The following is a 24,866-nucleotide window of genomic DNA, read 5'->3' on the forward strand; positions in this document are numbered from 1 at the left end:
ACTCGAGTAGGGAGGCGAGGGGAGTGCACGATTACATTAAGGAGCGAACCATCAAAATCGGCCGCTGTCTGGTGGAGACCAAGCACACGGTTCGCACCATAGCCAAGGAATTCGGTGTTTCCAAGAGCACGGTGCATAAAGATTTAACGGAGCGGCTTCCGGAAATCAATCCGGAGCTTGCGAATCAGGTAAAGCACATTCTAGAGTATCACAAGTCGATTCGTCACCTGCGCGGAGGAGAAGCGACGAAGATCAAGTACCGGAAGACACGCAGTCCGAAATCGCAAGAAAAGCTCGTTTCCGTTAAATAAACCTGCCTTACTGGCCGTACCGTGAGCCGCTCGTCTGCTGGCGGTACGTTCCCCTCCTGCCGCCCCCCCCAAGATACCGGCTTTTCTTGTCGAAAAAAAGATTTGGAAAAAGGATTTTGCATTTTTATAGCGAAATGTTCTAAGTAGGGCTTATAATAGGGAAAGTGCCGCTTCTACATATGTGAGGATGGACGGAATGGTTTAGGGAGGATATTCGAATGTTGAGCAAGGATATTGGCATTGACTTAGGGACCGCGAACGTCCTGATTCATGTTAAGGGACGCGGTGTCGTATTGAATGAACCTTCCGTAGTCGCGATCGAAAGCGATACTAAGCGAGTGCTCGCCGTTGGTGAGGAAGCTCGCCGGATGGTAGGGCGTACGCCCGGTAATATTATCGCCATTAGACCGCTGCGTGACGGGGTCATTGCCGATTTTGAAGTAACCGAAATGATGCTGAAGTATTTTATCGAGAAGGTTGGAGGCCGCAAGTGGTACAGCCACCCGCGCATCCTTATTTGTGCCCCGACGAACATTACCTCCGTGGAGCAGAAGGCCATTCGGGAAGCTGCCGAGCGGAGCGGGGCGCGTGAGGTGTTTATGGAAGAAGAGCCTAAAGCTGCAGCGATTGGCGCCGGTATGGACATTTATCAGCCGAGCGGCAACATGGTTGTAGACATCGGCGGAGGGACGACGGATGTTGCCGTGCTTTCCATGGGCGATATCGTCACCTCCTCTTCTATTAAAATTGCGGGGGACAAGTTCGACTCGGCCATCATGAAATATATCAAAACGAAGTACAAGCTCTTGATCGGCGAACGGACGAGCGAGGATATTAAGGTGAAGATCGGCACGGTGTATCCGGACGGACGGAAGGAAAAGATGGATATCCGCGGTAGGGATATGGTGAGCGGGCTGCCGCAAACGATTTCCGTCAGCTCGAATGAGATCCAAGAGGCGCTGTGGGACCCGGTTTCTTCGATCGTCACTGCAGCGAAGACGGTGCTGGAGAAGACGCCTCCGGAGCTATCGGCCGACATCATTGACCGAGGCGTGATTCTGACCGGCGGCGGTGCTCTGCTGCATGGCATCGACCAGCTGCTGGCGGACGAGCTTAAAGTGCCGGTGCTGGTGGCAGAAGATCCCATGGGCTGTGTTGTTAAAGGAACGGGCATTATGCTCGATAATTTAGATAGAGTATCCAAGCGTAAATTTTAGAAGGGACTGACCATCCGATGTTAAGAGGCCTCTATACGGCAGCTTCCGGTATGATTGCACAGCAGCGCAGACACGACATCGTAACGAACAATATTGCGAATATTAACACGCCCGGCTTCAAGCAGGGCAACGCCATCAACCGTTCGTTCCCGGAGATGCTGGTAGCACGGATTCGCAACGGTCAAGGAGAGCCGGCCTCTGTGCCTATGGGCCGGATCAACACCGGCGTATTAGCCGAGGAGAACGTATCTCTCCATGCGGAAGGGGACGTGCAGGAGACGAACAATCCGTTCGACTTCGCACTGATCTCGAACATTCAAGTGCCGGGCGCGTTCTTTGACGCATCCGGTAAGTATGTGGGCCCTGACGGGGAGCGCATCATTCAGCCGCAGGCCTTCTTCACGATCATGAACGCGGAAGGCGAGCTGCGCTACTCCGGAAACGGCAAATTCTCCGTTGATGTGAACGGGGAGCTTATCGATTCCGAAGGCCATCGGGTTGTAGGCCAAGACGGACAACCTATCGTCCTGCTGCAGACCGGACCGAACGGAGAACGGACGCCGATTACGAATTTCCGCATAACCAAGGGCGGCATGTTCACGGATATCGACGGACAACCCTTGGACGGTCCTGGCGGACAACCGTTGAACCTGCTGGTCACGCGTGTGGAGGATCCCAATAAGCTGGTGCGTGAAGGGAACGGCTTGTATCGTTTGAATGAAAACGATGCCGGCATCGCCAGACAGGTGATTGCTACGGACGAGGTAGAGGTGCGGCAAGGCTTCATCGAGCGTTCCAATGTAGACCCGAGCCAATCTATGGTAGATATGATGGCGGCTTTGCGGGCGTATGAGGCCAATCAGAAGATGGTCCAATATTACGACAAGAGCATGGAAAAGGCCGTCAATGACATCGGTAGAGTGTAGGAGGGTAGACAATGAACCATTCGATGATTAATTCCTTCGTGTCGATGCACGCGCTGCAGCAGAAGCTCGATTTGGTTGCGAACAATATGGCGAATCTCAACACGAACGGCTACAAGCGGAAGGAAGCGTCCTTTCAGGATGTGCTGACCAGCTTGAAGCAGCAGCCGCAGAGCTTCGAGAAGAACGGGCGCCTGACTCCGCTTGGCTATAATCAGGGCTGGGGCGCCAAGCTGGTAAGCGCGCAGGTCAATATGGCTCAAGGCTCGCTGGTCGCCTCCGAGAACCCTCTGGACATGGCTATTGAGGGTCAGGGTTTGTTCGAGATCAATACGTATACGCGGGATGAGAACAATAACTTGGTGCCTCAGACGGTATGGACACGAAACGGCTCCTTTAACTACTCTCCGCCGGATGTTAATGATCCCGATCGGAATTTGTTCCTGACGACGAAGGACGGGCGTTTTGTGATGGGGGCTGATAATAATCCGATTCGCGTGCCGGAAGGCCATTCGCTTCAAATCGGCACGGACGGTACGATCATGGCTTTTAATGACGCCGACAAGATGGCACCGCCGGTCGATCTCGGTCAGTTGAAGCTGGTCCGCGTGGTTCGCCCTCAGCTGCTCGAGCAGCTCGGAGATAATTTGTACGGCTTGCCGGCGGGCGTAACGCCGCAGGTGCGCGAGGAAATTCTCCAGACGGTTACCGCAGCGAACAATGCGGTGGATCCGATCACGGTGCGACAGGGCTTTATTGAGCAGTCGAACGTGGTAATGGCTGACGAGATGACGGAGCTGATGCAGGTGCAGAGGGCGTTCCAGCTGAGCTCGAGAGCAATATCGTCCGCCGACCAATTGATGAATCTTGCTAATAACCTTCGCGGTTAACCGGCAACGGGTAAAGTGAGGTAACGATAGATGAGTGAAACCGCTTCGAAGAAAACTGTTGCAGAGAGGAAGCCTTGGCAGAAGGCGCTTCTTGGGGTCATCCGATGGACCTGGCTTCCGCTCGCCTGCGTAGCGGCTGTCATCATCGGTATGGTCGTAGGGTACGTTTATCTCGGCAAGCAGGAGCCAGGTGAAATGCTGGACATGGGTACCTGGCGGCATTTATTCGATCTGATTTTTGCGGACAATTGAATCCGGAGGATTCTCCTGAACTCCCGTAAGGGAGTTTTATTTTTTTCCTGATAAAGGTATAATGTATGGATGGGACCGGATGCCGGCGTAAGCCCATAATGGAGGGGGAAGAAAGAAACCATGTGGAATGTACCCAATCTGTTGACCCTGTGCCGCTTTATGCTCATCCCCGTCTATTTAGTGGTATTTGAGGCCGGTTATGTCAAGACGGCGTTTTTCGTTCTGCTGCTTGCCGGGCTGACGGATGTATTGGATGGGTACATTGCAAGATCAAGGAAGCTGGTTACCCAGCTAGGAAGCATGCTGGATCCGCTAGCTGACAAGTCGATGATGATCACGGTCATTTTATCGCTTGTATTCTCGCAAATGATCTCATGGCAGGCGGCTGTGGCTATGTTTATTAGGGACGCAGGGATGATCGTCGGTTCGGCATTCTTTCATTTCCGAGGAAAAAAAACAGTACCGGCCAATGCCTTAGGCAAGCTCACTACGGTGCTTTATTATGTGGCCATCTTGCTGATCGTCTTTGAATTTCCCTACGCCCATGTGTATCTATGGTTTGTCATCGGCGTGTCCTTCGTGGCCTCCGTCATTTACATTTTGCAGTTTAACCTGCTGAACAAGAAGAAAGCAAACGTATAAGTATTCCATGATAAAAAGAGCCCATGTCTTCACCGTCATACAATGAGCGGTAAGGACATAAGCTCCCTTATATCAACCTTCATTACTGCAGCTCATGAAGGGACATTTCTAGTCTAAGTTGAAACGTCAAATTTTATACCATACGGAAGGAGCAACATCCTTTGTTAGACGCCGTTCAAATCCAACAAATCATCCCTCATCGATACCCTTTTCTGCTCGTAGACCGCATACTTGAGGTAGAAGCGGGAGTCAAAGCAATTGGCCTTAAAAATGTCACCATCAATGAACCGTTTTTTGCCGGGCATTTCCCCGGTTATCCGGTGATGCCGGGCGTTCTGATCGTAGAAGCGCTGGCGCAGGTAGGCGCTGTGGCCATGCTTCAGCTGGAGGCGAACCAAGGCAAGCTGGCCTTCTTCGCAGGCATTGATAACTTCCGTTTCCGCGGCCAAGTGGTGCCGGGAGACAGCCTCACGCTTGAGGTCGTGATTACTCGCTTGAAGGGCACGGTAGGTAAAGGACAGGCTACCGCCAAGGTAGGAGACCGGGTCGTAGCTGAAGGGGAACTGATGTTTGCCCTGTCTGCGGAGAAGCAAGAGAAATAACGTATCAGTCATCATTGATAACATTATCAATTTTGAAGATAAAGGAGCTAGATGATGAGTACTCAAATTCGCGTTCAGGAGCAATACGAGCTTTGGTTGCAGGATGCAGCCATTGACGAAAACACCAAGGCGGAGCTTCGGGCTATCGGCGATCAGCCGAAGGAGATTGAGGATCGCTTTTACCGTGACCTGGAATTCGGGACCGGAGGGCTTCGGGGAGTCATTGGCGCCGGAACGAACCGGATGAATGCTTACACCATCGCTAGGGCAACGCAGGGTCTGGCTCAATTCTTGCTCCAAACGGGCCAAACAGACTTGGCCGTAGTGATTGCGTACGATTCCCGAAATCAGTCACCGGAGTTTGCCCTGGAGACAGCGAAGGTGCTCGCAGGCAACGGGATTAAAGCCTACGTTTTCGAATCGCTTCGGACGACGCCGGAGCTGTCCTTTGCCGTTCGGTATCTGAAGGCGAATGCAGGAGTTGTCATTACGGCAAGCCATAATCCGCCGGAGTACAACGGGTACAAGGTCTATGGAGCCGATGGCGGTCAGCTGGTTCCGGATCAGGCAGAGCGTGTTATCGCAGAGATCCGCGACATCGGGTCGTTCTCCGATGTGAAACGCCTCTCGCGGGCAGATGCGGAAGCGCAAGGTCTTCTGGAGTGGATCGGGGATGCTGTAGATAAGGCTTATATTGCCGAAGTGACGGCGGTAAGCCGCAATCGTGAAATCATCAGCCGTATAAGCGATGACTTCCACATCGTGTATACTCCGCTGCACGGGGCCGGCAATTTGTCCGTTCGCGCTGCCTTGGCCGGTGTGGGCTTCACGCAAGTACACGTCGTGCCGGAGCAAGAGCTGCCGGATGCGAATTTTTCAACGGTGAAGTCGCCTAATCCGGAGGAGCGGGAGGCATTTACCTTAGCCATTGCCCAAGCGAAGAAGCTGAATGCCGATATTATCATTGGTACGGATCCGGACTGTGACCGGATGGGCGCTGTGGCGAAGGATGCGGACGGGGAATACTTCGTGCTGACGGGCAACCAGTCCGGTGCGCTGATAGTGGACTACTTACTCAGCAGCTTGAAGGACCGGGGCGAGCTTCCGCAGAACGGGGTTGTCATTAAAACCATCGTGACCAGTGAGATGGGAGCCGAAGTGGCTAAGCATTATGGCGTACAGACGCTCAACACGCTAACCGGCTTTAAGTACATCGGTGAGAAAATGACGCAATTCGAGAAAACCGGCGAAGCTTCCTTCCTGTTCGGATATGAAGAGAGCTACGGTTATCTGGCAGGGACCTATGCGCGTGATAAGGATGCGGTCATCGCCTCGATGCTGATTGCCGAAGCGGCCGCTTATTATAAGAGCCAGGGCAAGACGCTGTATGACGTGCTGCAGGAGCTGTACAAGCGGCACGGCTACTTCCTGGAGAAGCTCGAATCCCGTACGATGAAGGGGAAGGACGGCGTCGAGCAAATCCAGGGCATTATGCGTGATTGGCGCTCTACCCCTCCGACCGAATGGAACGGGTTGAAGGTGACGAAGGTGGAGGATTTCTCGCAGGGGCTGTACGGACTACCGGTCGAAAATGTTCTGAAATACACACTGGAAGACGACTCGTGGTTCTGTCTTCGCCCGTCCGGCACGGAGCCGAAGATCAAGGTGTACTTTGCTGTCCGTGGGACCTCGGCTGCAGCTGCAGCTGAATCCATACAGGGCCTTGTCACAACCGTTATGGCTCGGGTCGACCAAAACTAAACTAGGAGTGACCGTCTTTTGCGAGCCAGGTATTTGAGCTTAAATAAACAGTTTTTGCGTGTGGTTTGGTGGCTGGTCATCCTAGGGATGCTGGCCGCCATTCCTGTTGCTTATGAGCGTCATCAAACCGAGCAAGGCTCGGGACGCAAAGTGGAGTTCGTCATGGATTACCGGGATTTGCTGGAGATATCCGATACCCAGGCGGATCCCCGCAAGTTCATGGAGGATCAGCTTCGTCTGTTGAAGCAGAACGGCATTCGTTCCGTTGCCGTCTATGAGTCTACCCTGAACGAGCTGCGCCTAAGCCGGAGAATTGAAATGTTCACCTCTCATGAGGCGATGGCCTTGACACAGGCGCCGATATCGCCGAATGAGAATTTCTCCTATCTGATTTTTGCCGATAAAGAAGCGCAGCAGCGGCTGGAGCCGCTCATTACCCAAACCTTTTCTTCGCTCAAGGTAAGAACGCGTCCGTGGTCCTATAAGAATCAGCCGGGTATGATCATTGAGATGGCGAGAGAAGAGGCGCTGCTGAAAACGATGGATCCCGATCCGTTTGTACTGCAGACGTTAAAGGAGCAGGGCTACCAAATCGTGGTTCGGATGTCGAACCGTAGGCCGTTCGATGCCTCTGCGATGGACAAGCTGCTTGCCACGCTGCAGCAGTACGGTGTGAAGCGGTTTATCGTGGACGGGGAGACGGTTCCCGGCTTTGTCAACGACAAAGACATGGAGAACCTGGATAAGATGGGCGAATTGATGCTGAAATACGATATTGGACTAGCCAATATCGAGCTTCAGAAGGCCCAGCAAAGAGGCTTTAACCGTCTGGCCAAAACGATCCATCATAACGTGGTCCGTTTGCACTCCTTCACGGAAAGTGACGGAGAGAAGCTGACTCAGAACTTGACCGAAGCGGAGCTGAGAGATCGTATTCAGGGAGTTTCGGACCGTTTCGTATTAGCTGTGAAGGACCGGAACATTCGGATGGTATTCCTGAATGCCAGAGCGGTTCGCAACTTGGATAAAGGGATGATACTTCATCCGCTGAACTCCATCTATGAGGCTGTGAAAGGAAGTCCGGTTACCGAGGGGGCATTACCACGCATCCTGGATGCAGGCTACGTGCTCGGCCCTGCAGGTGAGTTTACCTTAGTCCATTCCGGCTGGCAAAGCCTTGCAAAGGGCTTGCTTTGGATTGGTGCCGTTGCGCTGATTGCTCTATTGATAGCTTATTTCTTCCCTGAATTGGCTTTAGCTGCATTTGTCCTGGGAATGGTCGGTACGGCGGGACTTATGGTCATGAGCTCCAGTCTATTCGGACAAGCCCTTGCTTTAGGAGCGGGAACGAGTGCGCCGACCGTCGCGATCATGTACGCCATCCAAGCCGCAAATCGCAAGCGTGAGAATCCGACAGGCTTGAAGCTTGGTTTCGCACTGGGCTTGCTGCTGCGAACATCAGCGATTTCGGCGATTGGGATTTTGTTCATCGTCGGTCTGCTCAATCAGATTACTTACATGCTGGTCTTGGAGCAATTCCGGGGAGTAAGCGTCCTGCACCTAGCACCGATTGCATTGGTAGCCGTATACTGGCTGCTGTTCAGTCAGAAGCTGAGCTATCGAGAGAGAATCGGTAAAGCGAGAGAGCTGCTTTCGGCTCATATCAGTGTGTTATGGGTCATCACCGCGGCCGTTCTGGCAGCTGTTGGCTTCTATTATTTATCCCGCACAGGGAATGAAGGACAAGCCTCGACTTTCGAACGTTTGTTCCGATCGTTCCTGGAGAACACACTGGGAGTTCGCCCAAGAACGAAGGAGTTCTTGATCGCCCATCCGTTGTTCCTGCTAGGTGCCTATTTGAGCTATAAGTACCGAAGCGCCGTGCTGCTCATTCTGGCAGGCGTCATCGGACAAGCCTCGATTGTCGATACGTTCGCCCATCTGCATACCCCGCTAATGATCTCTTCGATTCGTGTGGTTTACGGATTAGCGTTCGGTATGGTGATCGGTATTGCTTTAATAATCGTTTGGGAGATTGTTTCAAGGAGTTGGCAGCGTTGGGTACCCCGACTAAACGAATAGTAATTTCCGGATATTATGGTTTTCAAAATAGCGGTGACGAAGCGGTGCTGCAATCCATTCTGCTCGCACTGCGGGAGCAAGGAGAGCGACAGGGCGTCCACATCGTCCCTGTCGTTTTGTCCATCCAGCCGGAATCCACGGCAGCTACCTACGGAGTAGAATCCGTTCATCGCTACCGCATGGCAGAGGTGTGGCGAGCCATCAAGGGGGCCGACGGCTTAATCAGCGGTGGCGGCAGCCTGCTTCAGGACGAGACAGGATGGAAAACGATCCCTTACTACCTAGCCATCCTGAAAATGGCCCAATGGCTCGGTAAGCCGACCTTCATCTACTCGCAAGGCATCGGACCGGTTCACCGGCCCATGTTCTACGGCTGGATTCGCTCCGTATTTCGCAAGTGCGCAGTGGTTTCCGTCCGGGACGAGGAATCCCGTGCTTTATTGCAGCGTATGGGGATAGAGACGAATCGGGTGCATGTTGTGCCCGACCCGGTCATGGGCATGCCTCTTCGCAAGGAACGGACTGAAACGAACCGTCCGTCTGCGAACCGTATGATTGGTGTATCCGTTCGCTTCTGGAATGAGGACCGGTCCGAGCTGAACGCAGTGGCTGAGGCTTTGCGGAACGTGTTGGAGCAAACCGATGCAAGCATTCGTTTCCTTCCCTTCCATCTTCCATCGGATGCAGCAGCTTCCTTGTATGTAAGGGAAAAGCTAGGGGAAACCTACTCTCACCGAATCTCGACCGCCGAGAATGTAACCCATCCGCAGGATATGCTGGCGGAAGTGCAGGCTTGTGACCTACTTATCGGAATGCGGTTGCACTCCCTGATCTATGCGGCGGGACAGCAGGTGCCAATGGTCGGCGTTTCCTACGACCCGAAGATCGATCAGTTCCTGAATCGACTGGGTATGCAGTCGGCCTGCAGTACGAAACGGCCGGATGCCGCAGCATTGACGACGGAGGTGCTGCGTTTGTTGCAGGGGGCCGAGCAATGGAGAGAAGAGAAGCTGTCCGTGATCGAACGTCTGAAGAATGAGGCGGCTCGTCCGGCCGAGCTCATCGCTTCATTTTATACCGAAGGACGTGATGTGCAATGAGTTATCCGCGGGTGAACATATTCGGCGTTCCCATTTCCAAGATGAATATGCAGCAAACGGTAGACTATATAACGGAAGCGATCGCGTCACGGGAGCCGCATCAGGTCATAACGGCTAATCCGATTATGGTTACGGCCGCGCTGAATGATCCCTCCTACATGAGGTTGATGAAGGAAGCGGAGCTTATCGTTCCGGATGGAGCCGGGGTGGTGTGGGCAGCAGGCTACGTTGGGAACCCTGTGGCGGAGCGGGTAGCCGGCTTTGACCTGATGCATGAGCTGATGAAGCGAGGGCAGGAATGCGGCTGGAGAGTTTTTCTGGTGGGCTCTTCTCCTGAGAACATCCAGGCGGCAGCCGATCAATTGAAGGAGCTTTACCCCAAGCTCTCGCTAGTCGGTTTCAGAGACGGTTATTTTGGTGAAAAAGAAGACGACTCCGTCATTGAGACTATCCGAGCTGCAAATCCTGACATCTTGCTGGTCGGCCGCTCGGCTGCAACACAAGAGCCATGGATCTATAAGTATAAGGAAAGATTAGGTATTCCCATCATGATGGGCGTCGGAGGAAGCTTCGATGTATTGTCGGGTAAGCTAAAAAGGGCACCCGAGCTGTTCATTAAGCTGCGTTTGGAATGGTTTTATCGTCTGCTGCAGGAGCCATGGAGATACAAAAGAATGCTTGATCTTCCGAAATTCGCATTGAAAGTCATCCGTGAGAAAGAAAACGTACAGAAACCTTAACTAGAACTGTGAAAACAACCTGAAAACCCCCAAATTACTCAAAAATAACGATGGTGTTTCCGAAACCTTCGGAGTATAATTTGAAGTGTTTGGGGTTTTCATAGAAAAAGGGGCTGTGAGTAAACAGATGAACTTGTTATTCGGAATCGGCTTTGTAGCTGCATTATTTATTGCACTGCTGTTAACGCCGCTAGTCAAGCGCTTTGCCTTCTGGGTGGGGGCTGTGGATGCGCCGAACCAGCGCAAAGTACATAGCCGCATCATGCCGAGGCTTGGCGGATTAGCTATATTCCTTGCTTTTATCGGAGCTTATTTTATTGTCTCGCCCGCTATCGATACGCTTCAAGCCGATGTGATCAAGGGATTGCTGATCGGCGGTACTATTGTGGTTATCATCGGTGCTCTGGACGACCGATTCGATTTGTCCCCAAAGGTGAAGCTGCTTGGGCAAATCCTCGCGGCAAGTGTCGTTGTATACAACGGCGTTGTGATTGATCTTGTGAATACGCCTTTTGGCGATACGACGATTTCGTTGTCATGGCTCGCTGTACCGTTGACCATCTTTTGGATTGTCGGTGTGACGAACGCGATTAACTTGATTGACGGTTTGGACGGACTATCTGCTGGCGTCTCCGCGATTGCCACGTTAACAATATTAGTGCTTGCCTTGATGATGGGCAACGTAACCGTTGTACTGCTTTGTGTAATTTTGCTGGGCAGCATCGGGGGGTTCTTGTTTTACAACTTCCACCCGGCCAAGATTTTCATGGGTGATTCCGGGGCGTTGTTCCTTGGCTTTTGCCTGGCCACCTTGTCCGTACTCGGCTTCAAGCAAGCTACGGTCGTATCCCTGCTCGTGCCGATTATGATCCTGGGCGTACCGTTGTCGGATACCTTCTTCGCCATCATGCGCCGCTGGGTGAACAACCTTCCGATTTCCGTAGCGGACAAGAGCCATTTGCACCACTGCTTGCTCCAGTTAGGCTTTAGTCATCGTACAACCGTGTTAATCATTTACGGTATTGCTTCGCTTTTCGGAACGTCGGCAGTACTGCTGTCTTACATGTCGGAGCAGCAAGCGCTTTGGGGAGCCATTGTCCTGATTGCTGTGCTCTTATGTGTTCTTGTTCTCGGTGCGGAGGCGATCGGGATCATCAGCAAGACGAAGAAGCCGGTACTGCAATTTTTGAATAAAATCAGGCTCAAGACCCTTGGTTCCCGTATGACGAAATAAGAGTGTATAGGATTAAACCCATACCGCATTGGTGTGGGTTTTTTTGCTATTGTACTTTTCTGCCCAAATACCTAAATTTTTCATCTTTGATAACCGATAAAAAGGTACACGCAACTTTTTGCTTATTTTGGTTGTCTAATTTTGTAATTAACCATATCAAGGGAGGTAGGATTTGCACGAATCGGCTCGAAGCTAGGGAAGTACGCTATTTGTCATCATACATTTATAGTACATAAGGAGGAAATCCACTTGAAACGAATCTTGCGCACATGGACAAGCGCTTGGCTTGTTATGGCCTTGCTCGTGAGCTTGTTGCCACCGATGACGGCTTTTGCGGCAGTTACGTTGGAAATAACGAATCTTACTGTGAACAGCAGTACTAGCGATGCGGCACCCGATAATGACGCCGATGTAATTCGGGTAACAGCTAACCCGATCAGTGTGGCAGTTACCATAAACGGTATTGCAGCGGAGAATATTAACTCCATTTATTATGAGATCACCAATGTAAATACGAATATTACTTCGATTAATAAGACGAATAAGCCGGTCGCAATTAATGCGAATGAGATTTCTTTTAATAATGTAACCCTGCCCGAGGGATTGAACAAAATCATTATTAAATATGGTGAAACCAGTGTAGTATCATCAAGAGCAGGTTGGGCATACTTCACACCGGTGACGAACATCTCCAACCTCAAATTTAATGGTGAAGAGTTTGAGGACGGCGGTATGTATCCGAAGACGCCCCCTTATACCGGTTTGAGCGTTTCTGGTGTTGCTAACAACTCCAATCAGATTGAGACCTATTATAATGGTAAGCTATATGGTCCCACAGTATTTAATCGGGGCGAGTTCACCTACATAACCAACACCAACCGTTCAACAGACCTGACGTTTGACCCAGGTGATAACGAAATTAAGATGATCGCGAAGAATAACACGAACAGTTATGTGCTCGAGCGTTCTTTCGTGTATGATAATGGGCGTGCATTTCCTTATAATTTGTTCATCGATAATGTACCAAGTGTCCCGCCGACAACACCTAACCCTAGAAAATTGATTGGGGCTCCAACGATCAGCGGGGCCAGCTTGACGCAAGTTAATGTGTCCGGTTTGTTAAAAATGCCGGTAACTGTCTCGAATAGCGTTTATTATGACTATGCACTTGTTTATGTGAATAGTTCCAGCGGCTCCACGAACAATAAGTACAGATACGATTTCAATGTTGGCCGAAATTATGTTGTAAATGGCAGCACAGAAACAGAAATTGGTGTAATTACGCCTAATTCTGCACATACCATCACCGGTAAACAAAGAGTATATGACTTTAATCACATCTTTGCTATTAATTCCGGTTCCAAGCTTCAGGAGTTCAATGTAGATTTTTACCGCTCCGGCAGTGTTGTAGATTCCAGCAGCTATACCTTCTATGTCGTGGATCCTTCAACGGCGTATGTTGAATCGGTAGATTATATGATCAATTCAACTGCGAAATTAAAGCTTAATGAAGCCGGGACGACACAAATCAACAGCTTCCCAGCTACCTTCCAGGTCAATACGAACAGTCAAGCCCAATCTGTCCGAATTGAAATGGATGGCAAAATATTTGAGAACACAGTAGACCCAATTACCAATGCTGATGGGGACGTCATCGGAGGAAGAGCAGCTGTTAAGCTGGAAGGGATTACGGATGGCGTAAAGACGATGAAGGTCACGCCGTATAAGAGTGCAGATTATTCTAACCCGTCTTCGGAAGGGATTAAATCATACGCTATTAGTGTTTCCGCAGCTCCGTATGTCATCGTAAATCACATTTATAATGGTCAGGTATTTTCGAAGAAGGAATTTATCGGATGCGGTGTTGATCCAAGCTCCTCTACGAATCCAAAAGGTAATTATCCGGCTCCATGTTTCACGGGACGTCTTGTAAACTTACCCCAAAGTGAAATGTCTAAAGTTAATGTTACCCTGAACGGGATTCCTTTAACAATTGACATTGATACTGATGAGACATCAGAACTCTTTGGAACCTTCGTCATTCGAAGCTCGAATTTCACAGGTACTCCTCCGACACGGGGTGCAGCTGCTGATGAGATGGACAAGAACGGAAAGAAAACACTTAAGTTTTCCATTCAGCTTAGCGGCAAACCTGTAACCGAGACAAGTTATGACATTTTCATTCTTAGCGACCATGTTCCTTCCGTATTGAAGCTTGAACCGCGCGAGAGTGTAACAGGTGCAGAGCAATTCAAGAAAACCGCGGATGATACTTACGTTACTCTTGCTTCGAATGTTACATTTGATGGTATAGTACGCAATTCGAGTCAGTCCGCAGGAACGGGACCCCAATATTCAATTAAATACAGGGTTCCTGGAGAAACAACCCAACGAACCGTACCGATTACGAATGCAGTGAAGGTGAATGATCCGGGTGATTTAAGCTCTACTCCAAACTTTAATGAGTCTTTTACAGCCGTAGTTCCGGAGATGACGCCTGGTTCCGGGATTGCGCTAGAGAATGACGGTGATTATTATTTTGAGTTGACCGCTTCGAACAGCAGCGGTATCATCACGACCAAAACAATAAAGATAACTAAAGAAGTTCAACCATACGTCATTAAGAGTCCGCAGTTAATCAAAAATGCGGAAGGTAAAGACCAAGCCAATATTAATGCTAACTTCCAAAACATTGTTATTGAAGCGAATAAAGCAGATAGCGTTGTTTTTGGTAAAGAAGAGGCCAGGAAGAACGGCAGCACTTTTACTTATGAAGCCAAGGACCTGAAACCAGGTAAAAATGAAATTAAGTTTACTGTGAATCGTGGTACGGCCAAAACAAATGGCAGCATCATTTTGTTCCATGTGAATACGCCTCTTGAAGGTGCGATGTACAAAAGTATTTTGTCAAGCAATATGAAAGTATTTGATGGGGATATCGAGCTTAAATTCCCTAAAGATACAAAGCTAATGCGTAATGATCGCAATGCTACAAAACAGTATGTGAGTACGAACCGTAAGCTGCTTTTTGGTATCGCGGACATTGATACAGGACAAGTAGATAAGCTCAATGGAGAAAGCCCAAGTGGGCAGTTCCATCTCAATGGCTCAACAGAGAGAAATCGATTCAAAGCGGCAAGTAAGCTGTATTGGATCGATGCGGGAACCATCCGTGATCTTTCAACTATTCCGGGAAATAGATATCAGGAAAAGCTAAAGGATGCACTAGAAGGAAGCGGAACGATTCCTGTGCCTACAAATGTAGGGGTTACTTTACCTGAGGATATGCAGCCCGCGTTCTATTCACGGGATTTAAGCAATCTGGTGGTTCCAACAAAGCGAGTCACTCTTACGCTTAAGTATGATCCGTATATAAGAGATGATGCTTGGAAGTATGTTACGGTATTCCAGTTCAACCGATTCGAGGATATGACCGGAGGAGGTTTCCCAGAGCAAGGTTGGAGAAATATTGGAGGTATTGTAGATACTAAGAAAAATACGATTACGGTAGAAGTCGAATCATTTGGTTACTTCCAGGTAATGTATATGAACGACAGCTTTGAAGATGTAACCAATCACCCTTGGGCTCGTAATGAGCTCGATACGTTGTACTCAAAAGGGATGATGAAAAATAAAGACCCGGGTGGACGATTCTTGCCAAATGATGCGATCAGCCGCGGTGAGTTTGTCACCATGTTGGTTAAAATTTTCGATATTCCATTAAAGAATTCCGATACGATCTCCCGCGTGAATAATCCGAATGATCCTAATTACCGTGGTACATTCGCCGATGTGCAGAGAGGTTATACTATCCCGAACAGCAATGGATTGTATGATTTCATGCATATCGAGGCCGCTGCACGTGCCGGTATTGTGAGAGGGACATCCCAAGGCTTATTTTTGCCGGGTAATGTTATTACTCGTCAGGATGCTGCTGTTATGATTGCGAGAGCGGCTGATTTGAAGATAGGAACAGATGATAAGAAGCTGCTTGATTCCTTAAATAAAACATTCACTGATAGCAGTACAATCGATTACTATGCTCGTGGAGCAGTTGAAGCGGTCAATAAGGCTGGATTCATTCAAGGGAAACCAAATGAAATGCTGCCGGGACAAAAACAGCAAACAATCCGTTTTGACCCGACTGACAACTTTACTCGAGCAGAGGCATCAGCAGTAGCTATGCGTGTGCTTCAACAACTGAAGAAAGTACCGAAATAAATGAAAAAGGCCGCCATTATGGCGGCCCTTTTTATGTAGACCAAATGGAAAATACTTAGTGATGACGAAGTTGATAGATCGTTATATACTAAGTTTCGTAAGCGAGCGATACAACAAGTTGATAGACGAGTTGATACACGCCCCCAAGACCAAGACTCCTCGAAAAAAACATTTAAAAGTTTTTTTCTAAGAGCGCAACTTTTTGAGAAACATAGCGTTTAAATAGGTGTAACTCAAAAGGAACAGTAGAGAAGAGTTAGGTTTTGGAATATTTTTCACAATTTACTCTTTACCTGACTAGAATGCCGTTGTATAATGTTAAATGGCATGCGAGTCTCTACTACTCATTATTATTGTTTACTAGTTTCTGCAATCTTATACGTTGCAGACCTAACTAATAAATCCGCTCTAACTCTGGGAAGGGGGTGAATCGGCTAATGAGGGAATCGAGCTCAAATTTATCTAAACAAAACTCTCAACAACCGAAAGATATTCGAGGAGGAGAAAAAAAGGTTATGAAGAAAAGTTTATCCGCAATCGTGTCCCTGGCTATGGCGTTCTCCATGTTTTCGTCCGTAGCATTTGGTGCAGAAGCAACTACAACTACAAGCACTACAACAACAGCTACAGCTACTGCTGCTAAGAAAACTGTTGCAGATTTCAAAGATCTGGCTGACATCGACGCTGGTCTGAAAGCTAAGATCGAAGCTTTGCTGGCTAAAGGCGTGTTCGAAGGTACTTCCGAAGATTCCTTCGGTATCAAAGAGAACATGACTCGCGCTCAATTCGCAAAAGTTCTTACACTGATCTACGGTGTAGAAGTTGACATGAACGTGAAGGCTTCCAGCTTCTCCGATGTTAAAGCTGACGACAATGCTAACGCGTGGGCGATTCCTTTCATCGAAGCTGCTAAGAAAAAAGGCCTGATCGATGGTATGACTGACAGCACTTTCGCTCCTGGCGAAAACGTGACACTTGGCCAATTCGCTACTGCATTGGTTAAAGGTCTTGGGAAAACTGTTAGCACAACAGGTACTCCATGGTACTCCGACGCTATCAAGCAAGCTGTTGAACTGAAGGTTCTTCCTGAAGGCGTAGACGGCGCTAAGACAGCTACTCGTGCTGATCTGGTTGTTGGTGCTTACGGCGGTCAAGAAGCATACAACGCACAACAAGGTCTTAACGTAGAAGCAAAGGCAGTTGGTGCATCCAAAGTTGAAGTTAAATTCAACAAAGCAGTTGATGATACTAAAGCTAAGTTCGATCTGAAGCGTGGCACAACGGCTCTTGCAACTGATGTTAAGTTTGCAGATGATAAGAAATCCGCAACACTGACTGTTAAAGATGTAAAGTTGCTTGCAGGAGAGCATACTGTAACTGTAACAGGCCTAGAAAAGGAAGTTAGCGCGAAGTTCACGGCTGAAGATGAGAAGGTTGTTAAAATTGACTTCTTAAACGCTGGCGATACTATTGCATACGCTCCTAAAGTACGCGTTGCTTTCAAAGCAGCGAACCAATACGGTGAAGCAGTTTCCATGTCTGCTGGTAACTTCTCTGTTTTCGCAACTACTGGTAGCCCAGTAATTAAGAAGACTGATGCTGGTGACATGTATGTTGAACTTGCGACTAACACTGGTACAGTAGCTCAGAATGTTAGCCAAGTTTCCATTAACATCTATGACAACAGCCGTAACATCTCTGCTTCTAAGATCTTTAAAGTAGGTACTGCTCCTTATGTTGCTAAAGTAGAACTGGGCCAGCCTAAATATTCTAACGCTGTAGGTCTTTCTAAGTCCGGCGAGTATGCAACAATCGCACTTACAGAAATTGACCAATACGGTAACGTTCTTGTTGAAGGTTCCGGCCATGACAGCATCACTAAGCTCTCCGGTCTGGTTACTCCAAATCTTGGCGAGTTCAATGACATCAACGATGCAAGCTTCAAGTACAATGGAGACGGCGTACGTCAGTTGGAAGTTAAGCTGAAGAAAGATGCTGAAAAGAATGAAGAATATACTGTGTCGGTATACGGTGGTTCTAGCGCAGCTACAACAAAAGTTAAGACTGTAGCAAACAAAGTAGCAGCTAAAATCGAATTGTTGAATGATGGTTCGCTTTATGCAGAAGGCGACACTGATAAGTATGTAACTATCGTGGCGTACGATGCAAACGGAGAAAAGCTGTCTCAAGATGATATCGTTCAAAATGCAAAGGATGGCAGATTTACAATCAATGTATCCGGTGCTTTTGCAGCTGGCGCGACTACTGATGTTCCAGCCTCCATTCTTGATGCTAAAAACGGTGCAATCAGCCTTGCTGGCGAGCACAGAGGTAAGATTCACCTTGCTAAAGTAAGCAAAGGTACTGGTTATATCTTCGCCGCAATCGTAACTACAACTGGACAATCCAGCAATACTCAACAATCCTACAATGTGTCTAACCCTCGTTTCGCAGTAACTATGAGAAACAATGGTGCTGACCTAGCTGGTAAGATCGTTGCAGGTGCTTCCACTGAAACTAAGATCAAGATCTATGATCAGAACAATGCTGAGTACAAGAAGCAAGCGGATGGCATCGATATCACAGAGAACGGTAAGAACGTAACTTATGATGTTTATGTTACTGCTAAAATTCCTACAGGTGTAACTGTTAACCTTGATGGAACTGGCGACCTTACTAACGGCGTAGGGGTTAAAGTAGATACAGATAAATTCTTCGACAAGAAGATTAAGGTATCTACTGCAACAAATACTGCTATAAATGAAAAAATTGAAGTGAAGGTTCAATTGCGTAAGGTTGTTAAGGGTTCTTCTCCAGTTGAAGTGATCGATGATTCCGTTAAAACTTATACTAAGGAAATCGTTGTAGTTAACCCGCAGAATGAGAAGCTGACTTACGAGCTTAACACTGTAGGTGATCTGTTCCAAACTATTGAGGACAAAACTCTTCAAGATGCGAGCATCTTTGATAACGCTGCGTTCTCTCACCAACATAAAGAAGTTAAACTGACTGCTAAAGACTCCGGTGGTAACATTGTTGCTATTGACGGACCTAGCATGATTGAAAGTGTTACTTCTTCTGTATACACTGTAGCTACAACTGCAAAGCATCCACACAACGGTAAAGCGTATGTATTGGGTAACAAAGCTGGTACTTCTACAATTAGTGTGTTCTTCAAGAACGCTAAGGGTGAATATCAACAGCTGAGCACTGATGTAACTGTTAAAGCAGATCCAGTTACTGTTGCATCTATGACTTCTAAAGCTTCCAGAGTTGATGTTCTTGCTAACATTAACGGTAAACTTGCTAATAAAGTTATGGAACTTAAAGTTAAGGATAACTACGGTATCGAGTACAACCACGATAGCAAGATTCACTTACTTGCTGACGACAACAACCCTGCGACTACTAATGATGGCGAAATCGCATACGATGCAATTAATGCATTCGACGCTCATTTGCAAGTTCGTTATGGTTTGACTGATGTTGCCCTTAAAACTACTGCTACTGGAACAGCTGCTGATGAAGTAACTGTTGACCAAACTACTGGTGTTCTTACAGTTGGTAGCAATGTTGCATCCTTCAACCTGACTGCATATGCTAATGGTAAGTCCACAATGACACCAGTTGTTGTTAAGAACCCGTCCTAATAGCAGTAACTTTATCAGAATGGAGACCCTTCGGGGTCTTCATTTTTTATATAAGCCCAATATGGAGGATGAACGTGATTAAAGTATCTATACCGAAATGGGTAATGATTGCTATTACAATATTCTTTGGACTAACAAGTATATCTATAGCAGATGCACCAAGTAATAATACTCCAGGCTCTGTGGAAGACCCTGTCATCACCAAAAGTTACTTTGACCAAAATATCAGTATCAAAGTAGCAGATGCTTTAAATAAACTAAGTGTCACTGAAGATAAGGTGAAACAAATTCTAGCTGCAGAGTTGAAGTCTGCTCCTATACCTGGACAAGTGACGTCCGAAGGAAATATAAGTACTTATAGTAGTTTAAACATCATCAGACTCGAGTCCGGCCAATCACTTTATGGTGGATCAGGAACTGAGTTTATCGTCCGTACCGGCAAAACCGTCGTTTTCAGCAATGACGAAAGCGGCATCGCCGACGTCACAGTCGGCAAGGACATCGTTGCTGGACAAGCCGTCGAGCTCAACCACATGCTCATCGTTCCGCGAGAAGGTCGCGGCATTAAGCCTGATGTAAAGAACAACCAAGAGATCTATGTCATGGTGCGCGGCAGCTACCTCTTGACCAATGCTGACGGTTCAAAGGTTTCTCCATAATTTTACCCATGGAACCAATAGTTTATACGTTTCGGCAATCTACATAACCACCATACTAAGGGTACATTCCAACAAGGAGGGTATCCATAATGGCTAAAAACGGTGGCAGCAACAACAAGGTCGTACCCGAGAGTAAGCAGGCTCTTGATATCATGAAGTACGAAATTGCAGCTGAATTAGGCTTACCTGTTGGAAAGCAGCTCGCTAACATGAATGTTGAATTTGCAACGGAGTTAGGTTCTATTCCTTCAGCTTCAATTAAAGAGGATTACTGGGGCCATATAGCAGCAAGAGATGCCGGCGCAGTTGGTGGGCACATTACCAAGCGGCTTATCGGTAAGGCCGAAGAGATGATGTTTAACTTGTCGGGACTATAAAATTTCTTTGAACTTATGCGAATTTATTGACAGTCATCGACATTTCCAGTAACATAAACAAAAGAAGGTAATCGACAAAAGAAACCTTTTCCACTATGGAAAAGGTTGATTTTTTGTATGGGTACATATTCGTTTATCAATACTAGTTGTAGGAGGTAATTCACTATGTCTAACCTTAAAGGCCGTCGTTTGTTTACGTCGGAATCCGTGACAGAAGGACATCCGGATAAGATTTGTGACCAAATCTCGGATGCCGTCCTTGACGCATTCCTTAAGAATGACCCTAACGCTCGTGTAGCTTGTGAAGTTTCCGTTGCTACAGGTCTTGTACTTGTTATCGGTGAAATCACCAGCCAATCCGAGTTTGTTGATATCCAATCCATCGCTCGTCAAACTATTAAAGAGATCGGCTATACTCGTGCTAAGTATGGTTTTGACTCCCAAACTTGCGCAGTACTTGTTTCCTTGAACGAGCAATCCCCTGATATCGCTCAAGGCGTTAACAAGGCACTGGAAGCTCGCGAAGGCCAAATGACGGATTCAGAAATCGAAGCAATCGGTGCCGGTGACCAAGGCTTGATGTTCGGCTTTGCTACCAACGAAACCCCTGAGCTGATGCCGTTACCTATCTCGATCGCTCATCAATTAGCTCGCCGCTTGACTGAAGTTCGTAAGAACGGTACGCTTGCTTACCTCCGTCCGGACGGCAAGACGCAAGTTACCGTTGAATACGATGGAGATACACCAGTACGTATCGATGCTATCGTAGTTTCGACTCAACACGATGAAGCAATCACTTTGGAACAAATCCAAGCGGACATTAAAGAGCATGTCATTAAGCCAATCGTTCCTGCCAAATTCTTGGATGAGAACACCAACTATTTCATCAACCCAACAGGCCGTTTCGTTATTGGTGGACCTCAAGGTGATGCCGGTTTGACAGGCCGTAAAATTATCGTTGATACGTATGGCGGTTACGCTCGTCATGGCGGAGGTGCGTTCTCCGGTAAGGATCCGACAAAGGTTGACCGTTCCGGTGCCTATGCAGCACGTTACGTAGCTAAGAACATTGTTGCTGCCGGCCTTGCAGATAAGTGCGAAGTTCAGCTCGCATACGCAATCGGCGTAGCGAAGCCGGTGTCGATCGCTGTTGATACATTCGGTACAGGTAAAGTGGAAGAAGAAAAACTTGTTGAACTCGTTCGCAAGCACTTCGATCTTCGTCCAGCCGGTATCATCAAGCAGCTTGATCTGCGTCGTCCGATTTACAAGCAAACAGCTGCATACGGTCACTTTGGCCGTACGGATCTGGATGTTCCTTGGGAGCGCACAGATAAGGCTGAGCTTCTTAAGAAAGACGCTCAAGTTACAGTTTAATACCAGGGAAGCCATTTGAAGAACAAATGGAGTGAAGACCCAATGGGTCTTTGCTCCATTTTTTTTGTCACATTTAGACAGTAACTTTTCTATCAATCTAGGAGTCTAATACAAAGGAGAGTGGAACAAGGAGAGGAGTGCTAACATCGTGGTTAAGCAAAAAGTATGGAGAAAAATGTCTGCAATGGTCCTATCAGCAACCATTCTGTTGACGCAAGGTTGGTATACAAATAGAGTCGAGGCCGCAGAGCCCGAACCGACCGTAACTATGACGAGTCAGGAGATACTGACCTCCGGCGCGGTTTTGAAGAAATATGTATGGCAGGGGAAACGAAGCAGCAAGGATATCAAAGTAAATGGGAATGTCGTCGAGGTAGATCTGACGAACCCGAATGTAAAGCTCGATGTCATGACGGGGACGGAGAATCAGTTTACCCGCAAGCAGACAGTGCTTGGTATGGCCACGGAAACAAAAGCAGTTGCCGGTATTAACGGGGACTTCTATAATACACAAGCCGAGGGGGTACCCATAGGCCCTCAAGTGAGCAATAGTCAGCTCATGGCGACACCGCCCTATCTTCCTGGCTTCTATAGCTTTGCGTTGGATAAAGATAATAAACCGATTGTGGACTTATTTACTTTTGAAGGTTCGATTAAGACTAAGAATGGCTCCAGTTATCCGTTAGGAGGGATCAATAAAACGTATTATTGGTTCGAGCCAGGCGGTGAGCACAGCCATATCGATGCGATGTTCATGTATACGAATGCCTGGGGACAGGTCGACCGCTCGAATGATGGTGTCACCACTCCTACAGAAGTGCTAGTACAAAATAATATCATTACCCAAATCGCAGAGGGTACGATTCTCAATATGGTGGCGCCCAAGGATGGTTACATCCTAAGAGCCGCGGGTAAAGCTGCCGAATTCGTGAAAGCAAACATGAAGATTGGGGATCCGCTGATCGCGGATTATAAGGTTCTTTCTCAAGACTCGTCCAAGACGTATGATGCGAAAAGCTTCCGGATGATGATCGGCGGCCATACGATCATGGTGGATGAGGGCATGCCGGCCGAATTCTCAAGAGAAGTAGCGAGCTTGTGCTGTTATCGTTCGCGAACAGCAATCGGGTATTCGAAGGATCTCAAAACGGCCTATCTTATCACCGTAGACAATGCAGGAGATAGTAAAGGGCTGAGCATGACGGAGCTTCAGCAATTCATGATTAAGGTTGGCGTCTGGAAGGGAATCAATCTGGATGGGGGCGGATCGACTCAGATGGTGACCCGTCCTCTAGGAGAGGTTACCCCGGTGTTAACGAACAAAACGGAAACCGGTCTTCAGCGTAAGGTGGTTAACGGTGTTGGTGTGTACTCGCTGGCACCGCAGGGAGAGGTCAAGGGATTGTACATTCAGGCTCCGAACGTTCTTTTTATCAATGAACAAGCACCGCTTAGTTTTAAAGCCTACGATATTTACTACAATCCGGTACAAACGGATAAAGTCAAAGCGGATTGGTCCACAGCGGATAATGCAGGTGTATTTGTAGACAATGTATTCAAGCCGCAGAAGGCAGGAACAGCGAAAATCACGGCAAAATCCGGGCAGGGAAGTCAAACAGCTGATATTGAGGTTGCAGGACGCAATGACATCTCCAGTCTGAAGATCCAAGCAGATAACATGGCGCTTTCGCAAGGCGAAACATACAAGCTTCCGGTCATCGCCACCACCAAGTCAGGTAAAACAAGAGAGGTCCCCGCGGAGCTTATCAGCTGGGAGGTTGCGGGAATTCAAGGGGAAGTGAAGAATGGAGTACTTACAGTGAAAAACCTGGAGGGCAGCACAGCGGCTCAGCTAATTGCCAGATATGATGGCTACAGCACGATGGTGACCATACCGGTAGGGGTCGATAAGGTGTGGTATGATCTAGATAAGAATGCCGTCATGACTTTGTCGGATGTGAAGCCGCAGGAGGTAACCGCCTCAGTTAATGTAAAACAAGAAGCTACGGGCAATAAATACCTCGAGCTTGGTTACGATTTCACCAAAGGTACAGGTAACAAGTGGGCGTTCGCTACATTAGATACAAGAGTATGGATTGAAGGAAGTCCGCAATACTTGAAGCTGAAGGTCAATGGCGATGAAAGCTTGAATTGGCTGCGTGCAGAGATTTTGGACAACAAAAACGAGATCCATCGTGTGGACCTGGCCCGGAGCATCAACTGGAAGGGTTGGAAGCTGCTTACGGCCGACCTCTCGGAGTATAAGATCGAGTATCCGATCCGCATGAAGAGCATTTATGTGGTTAATGAAGAAATCGGACAAGACGAGAGAGCCGCCAAAGGGAAAATTGAGATCGATGACATCAGCTTCACCTATAAAGGCTCCGTGCCTCAACCAACCAAAAACAATGTTCAGCTCACCGTCAATAAGACAGCCGTATCCCTGAATGGCAAAAGCATGACGATGGAGCAAGCTCCTGTTATTACAAAGGGCAATACGCTGGTGCCGATTCGTTTCGTAAGTGAAGCCTTGGGCGGAACGGTTCGGTGGGATGAGCAGGAAAGGAAGGTTACTGTCATTCGGGGCGATAAGATGATTGACCTATGGGTCGATAATGTAGACCTAATCGTGAATGGGCAAAGAGTCACAGCGGAGGTTCCTCCAGTGATCATGAACAATCTCACCATGGTGCCATTAAGGATTTTGTCGGAAAATTTAGGTTGGAAAGTAACGTGGGACGGGAATACCCAGCAAATTACTCTCCAATAATTAGTACTATATGCTCTCACATTGTAATTCAAATATGGTACTATATTGCTAGAACTAC

At 48.1% G+C, this 24,866-nt stretch carries 18 protein-coding genes; all 18 read left to right on the plus strand.

Annotation, left to right across the window (positions count from 1 at the left end):
• Positions 1-23: 23 nt before the first annotated feature.
• Complete coding sequence (gene spoIIID, locus RAC89_RS12430; protein ID WP_284643165.1) at positions 24-311, plus strand: sporulation transcriptional regulator SpoIIID; 288 nt, start codon at positions 24-26, stop codon at positions 309-311.
• Between the two features lie 218 nt (positions 312-529).
• Entirely contained in the window at positions 530-1,528 is a 999-nt protein-coding gene (mreB, locus tag RAC89_RS12435) for a rod shape-determining protein (RefSeq protein WP_284643167.1), read from the plus strand.
• 17 nt (positions 1,529-1,545) lie between these two features.
• The gene (locus RAC89_RS12440; RefSeq protein WP_306613823.1) at positions 1,546-2,454 is read left to right on the plus strand and encodes a flagellar hook-basal body protein; all 909 of its coding nucleotides are present in this window, start codon (positions 1,546-1,548) and stop codon (positions 2,452-2,454) included.
• Positions 2,455-2,465: 11 nt separating this feature from the next.
• Complete coding sequence (locus RAC89_RS12445) at positions 2,466-3,341, plus strand: flagellar hook-basal body protein (RefSeq protein ID WP_306613825.1); 876 nt, start codon at positions 2,466-2,468, stop codon at positions 3,339-3,341.
• A gap of 30 nt (positions 3,342-3,371) precedes the next feature.
• Positions 3,372-3,593 (plus strand): DNA-directed RNA polymerase subunit beta, encoded by a 222-nt coding sequence (locus RAC89_RS12450; RefSeq protein WP_306613827.1) that lies wholly within the window; start codon positions 3,372-3,374, stop codon positions 3,591-3,593.
• Positions 3,594-3,713: 120 nt separating this feature from the next.
• Positions 3,714-4,235 carry a CDP-alcohol phosphatidyltransferase family protein gene (locus RAC89_RS12455; protein WP_306613829.1) on the plus strand — a complete coding sequence of 174 codons (522 nt, stop codon included), beginning with the start codon at positions 3,714-3,716 and terminating at the stop codon, positions 4,233-4,235.
• Positions 4,236-4,396: 161 nt separating this feature from the next.
• Positions 4,397-4,837 carry a 3-hydroxyacyl-ACP dehydratase FabZ gene (fabZ, locus tag RAC89_RS12460; RefSeq protein WP_284643177.1) on the plus strand — a complete coding sequence of 147 codons (441 nt, stop codon included), beginning with the start codon at positions 4,397-4,399 and terminating at the stop codon, positions 4,835-4,837.
• 54 nt (positions 4,838-4,891) lie between these two features.
• Complete coding sequence (locus RAC89_RS12465) at positions 4,892-6,598, plus strand: phospho-sugar mutase (protein ID WP_306613830.1); 1,707 nt, start codon at positions 4,892-4,894, stop codon at positions 6,596-6,598.
• Positions 6,599-6,631: 33 nt separating this feature from the next.
• Positions 6,632-8,680, plus strand: a complete 2,049-nt coding sequence (locus tag RAC89_RS12470) for a DUF5693 family protein (RefSeq protein WP_306613831.1) — start codon at positions 6,632-6,634, stop codon at positions 8,678-8,680.
• Positions 8,656-9,780 carry a polysaccharide pyruvyl transferase CsaB gene (gene csaB / locus RAC89_RS12475; RefSeq protein WP_306613832.1) on the plus strand — a complete coding sequence of 375 codons (1,125 nt, stop codon included), beginning with the start codon at positions 8,656-8,658 and terminating at the stop codon, positions 9,778-9,780. Before RAC89_RS12470 ends, csaB begins: the two co-directional genes overlap by 25 nt.
• On the plus strand, positions 9,777-10,520 hold the full coding sequence (locus RAC89_RS12480) for a WecB/TagA/CpsF family glycosyltransferase (protein ID WP_306613833.1): 744 nt from the start codon (positions 9,777-9,779) through the stop codon (positions 10,518-10,520). The genes csaB and RAC89_RS12480 overlap by 4 nt, the downstream gene beginning before the upstream one ends.
• A 127-nt stretch (positions 10,521-10,647) precedes the next feature.
• Entirely contained in the window at positions 10,648-11,754 is a 1,107-nt protein-coding gene (locus tag RAC89_RS12485) for an MraY family glycosyltransferase (protein WP_284643187.1), read from the plus strand.
• Positions 11,755-12,003: 249 nt separating this feature from the next.
• Positions 12,004-15,975 (plus strand): S-layer homology domain-containing protein, encoded by a 3,972-nt coding sequence (locus RAC89_RS12490; protein ID WP_306613834.1) that lies wholly within the window; start codon positions 12,004-12,006, stop codon positions 15,973-15,975.
• A 437-nt stretch (positions 15,976-16,412) separates the two neighbouring features.
• Positions 16,413-19,625, plus strand: coding sequence for an S-layer homology domain-containing protein (locus tag RAC89_RS12495; RefSeq protein ID WP_306613836.1), 3,213 nt, complete (start codon positions 16,413-16,415; stop codon positions 19,623-19,625).
• 74 nt (positions 19,626-19,699) lie between these two features.
• A complete protein-coding gene (locus RAC89_RS12500; protein ID WP_306613837.1) occupies positions 19,700-20,284 on the plus strand; it encodes a hypothetical protein in 585 nt (194 codons plus the stop codon).
• 89 nt (positions 20,285-20,373) lie between these two features.
• Positions 20,374-20,661, plus strand: coding sequence for an alpha/beta-type small acid-soluble spore protein (locus tag RAC89_RS12505; RefSeq protein ID WP_284643193.1), 288 nt, complete (start codon positions 20,374-20,376; stop codon positions 20,659-20,661).
• Positions 20,662-20,826: 165 nt separating this feature from the next.
• Positions 20,827-22,038 (plus strand): methionine adenosyltransferase, encoded by a 1,212-nt coding sequence (gene metK / locus RAC89_RS12510; protein WP_306613839.1) that lies wholly within the window; start codon positions 20,827-20,829, stop codon positions 22,036-22,038.
• Between the two features lie 148 nt (positions 22,039-22,186).
• Positions 22,187-24,808 carry a stalk domain-containing protein gene (locus tag RAC89_RS12515; RefSeq protein ID WP_306613840.1) on the plus strand — a complete coding sequence of 874 codons (2,622 nt, stop codon included), beginning with the start codon at positions 22,187-22,189 and terminating at the stop codon, positions 24,806-24,808.
• Positions 24,809-24,866: the final 58 nt, after the last annotated feature.

It is taken from the genome of Paenibacillus sp. GD4, assembly GCF_030846225.1.
In the GTDB taxonomy this organism is placed as follows: Bacteria; Bacillota; Bacilli; order Paenibacillales; family NBRC-103111; genus Paenibacillus_G; species Paenibacillus_G silviterrae.

Coding starts and splice junctions, on each gene's coding strand:
- RAC89_RS12505 (WP_284643193.1), top strand. CDS start 20,374: ATGGCTAAAAACGGTGGCAGCAACAACAAGGTCGTACCCGAGAGTAAG.
- RAC89_RS12440 (WP_306613823.1), top strand. CDS start 1,546: ATGTTAAGAGGCCTCTATACGGCAGCTTCCGGTATGATTGCACAGCAG.
- RAC89_RS12450 (WP_306613827.1), top strand. CDS start 3,372: ATGAGTGAAACCGCTTCGAAGAAAACTGTTGCAGAGAGGAAGCCTTGG.
- RAC89_RS12455 (WP_306613829.1), top strand. CDS start 3,714: ATGTGGAATGTACCCAATCTGTTGACCCTGTGCCGCTTTATGCTCATC.
- RAC89_RS12485 (WP_284643187.1), top strand. CDS start 10,648: ATGAACTTGTTATTCGGAATCGGCTTTGTAGCTGCATTATTTATTGCA.
- mreB (WP_284643167.1), top strand. CDS start 530: ATGTTGAGCAAGGATATTGGCATTGACTTAGGGACCGCGAACGTCCTG.
- RAC89_RS12480 (WP_306613833.1), top strand. CDS start 9,777: ATGAGTTATCCGCGGGTGAACATATTCGGCGTTCCCATTTCCAAGATG.
- metK (WP_306613839.1), top strand. CDS start 20,827: ATGTCTAACCTTAAAGGCCGTCGTTTGTTTACGTCGGAATCCGTGACA.
- RAC89_RS12465 (WP_306613830.1), top strand. CDS start 4,892: ATGAGTACTCAAATTCGCGTTCAGGAGCAATACGAGCTTTGGTTGCAG.
- RAC89_RS12495 (WP_306613836.1), top strand. CDS start 16,413: ATGAGGGAATCGAGCTCAAATTTATCTAAACAAAACTCTCAACAACCG.
- RAC89_RS12445 (WP_306613825.1), top strand. CDS start 2,466: ATGAACCATTCGATGATTAATTCCTTCGTGTCGATGCACGCGCTGCAG.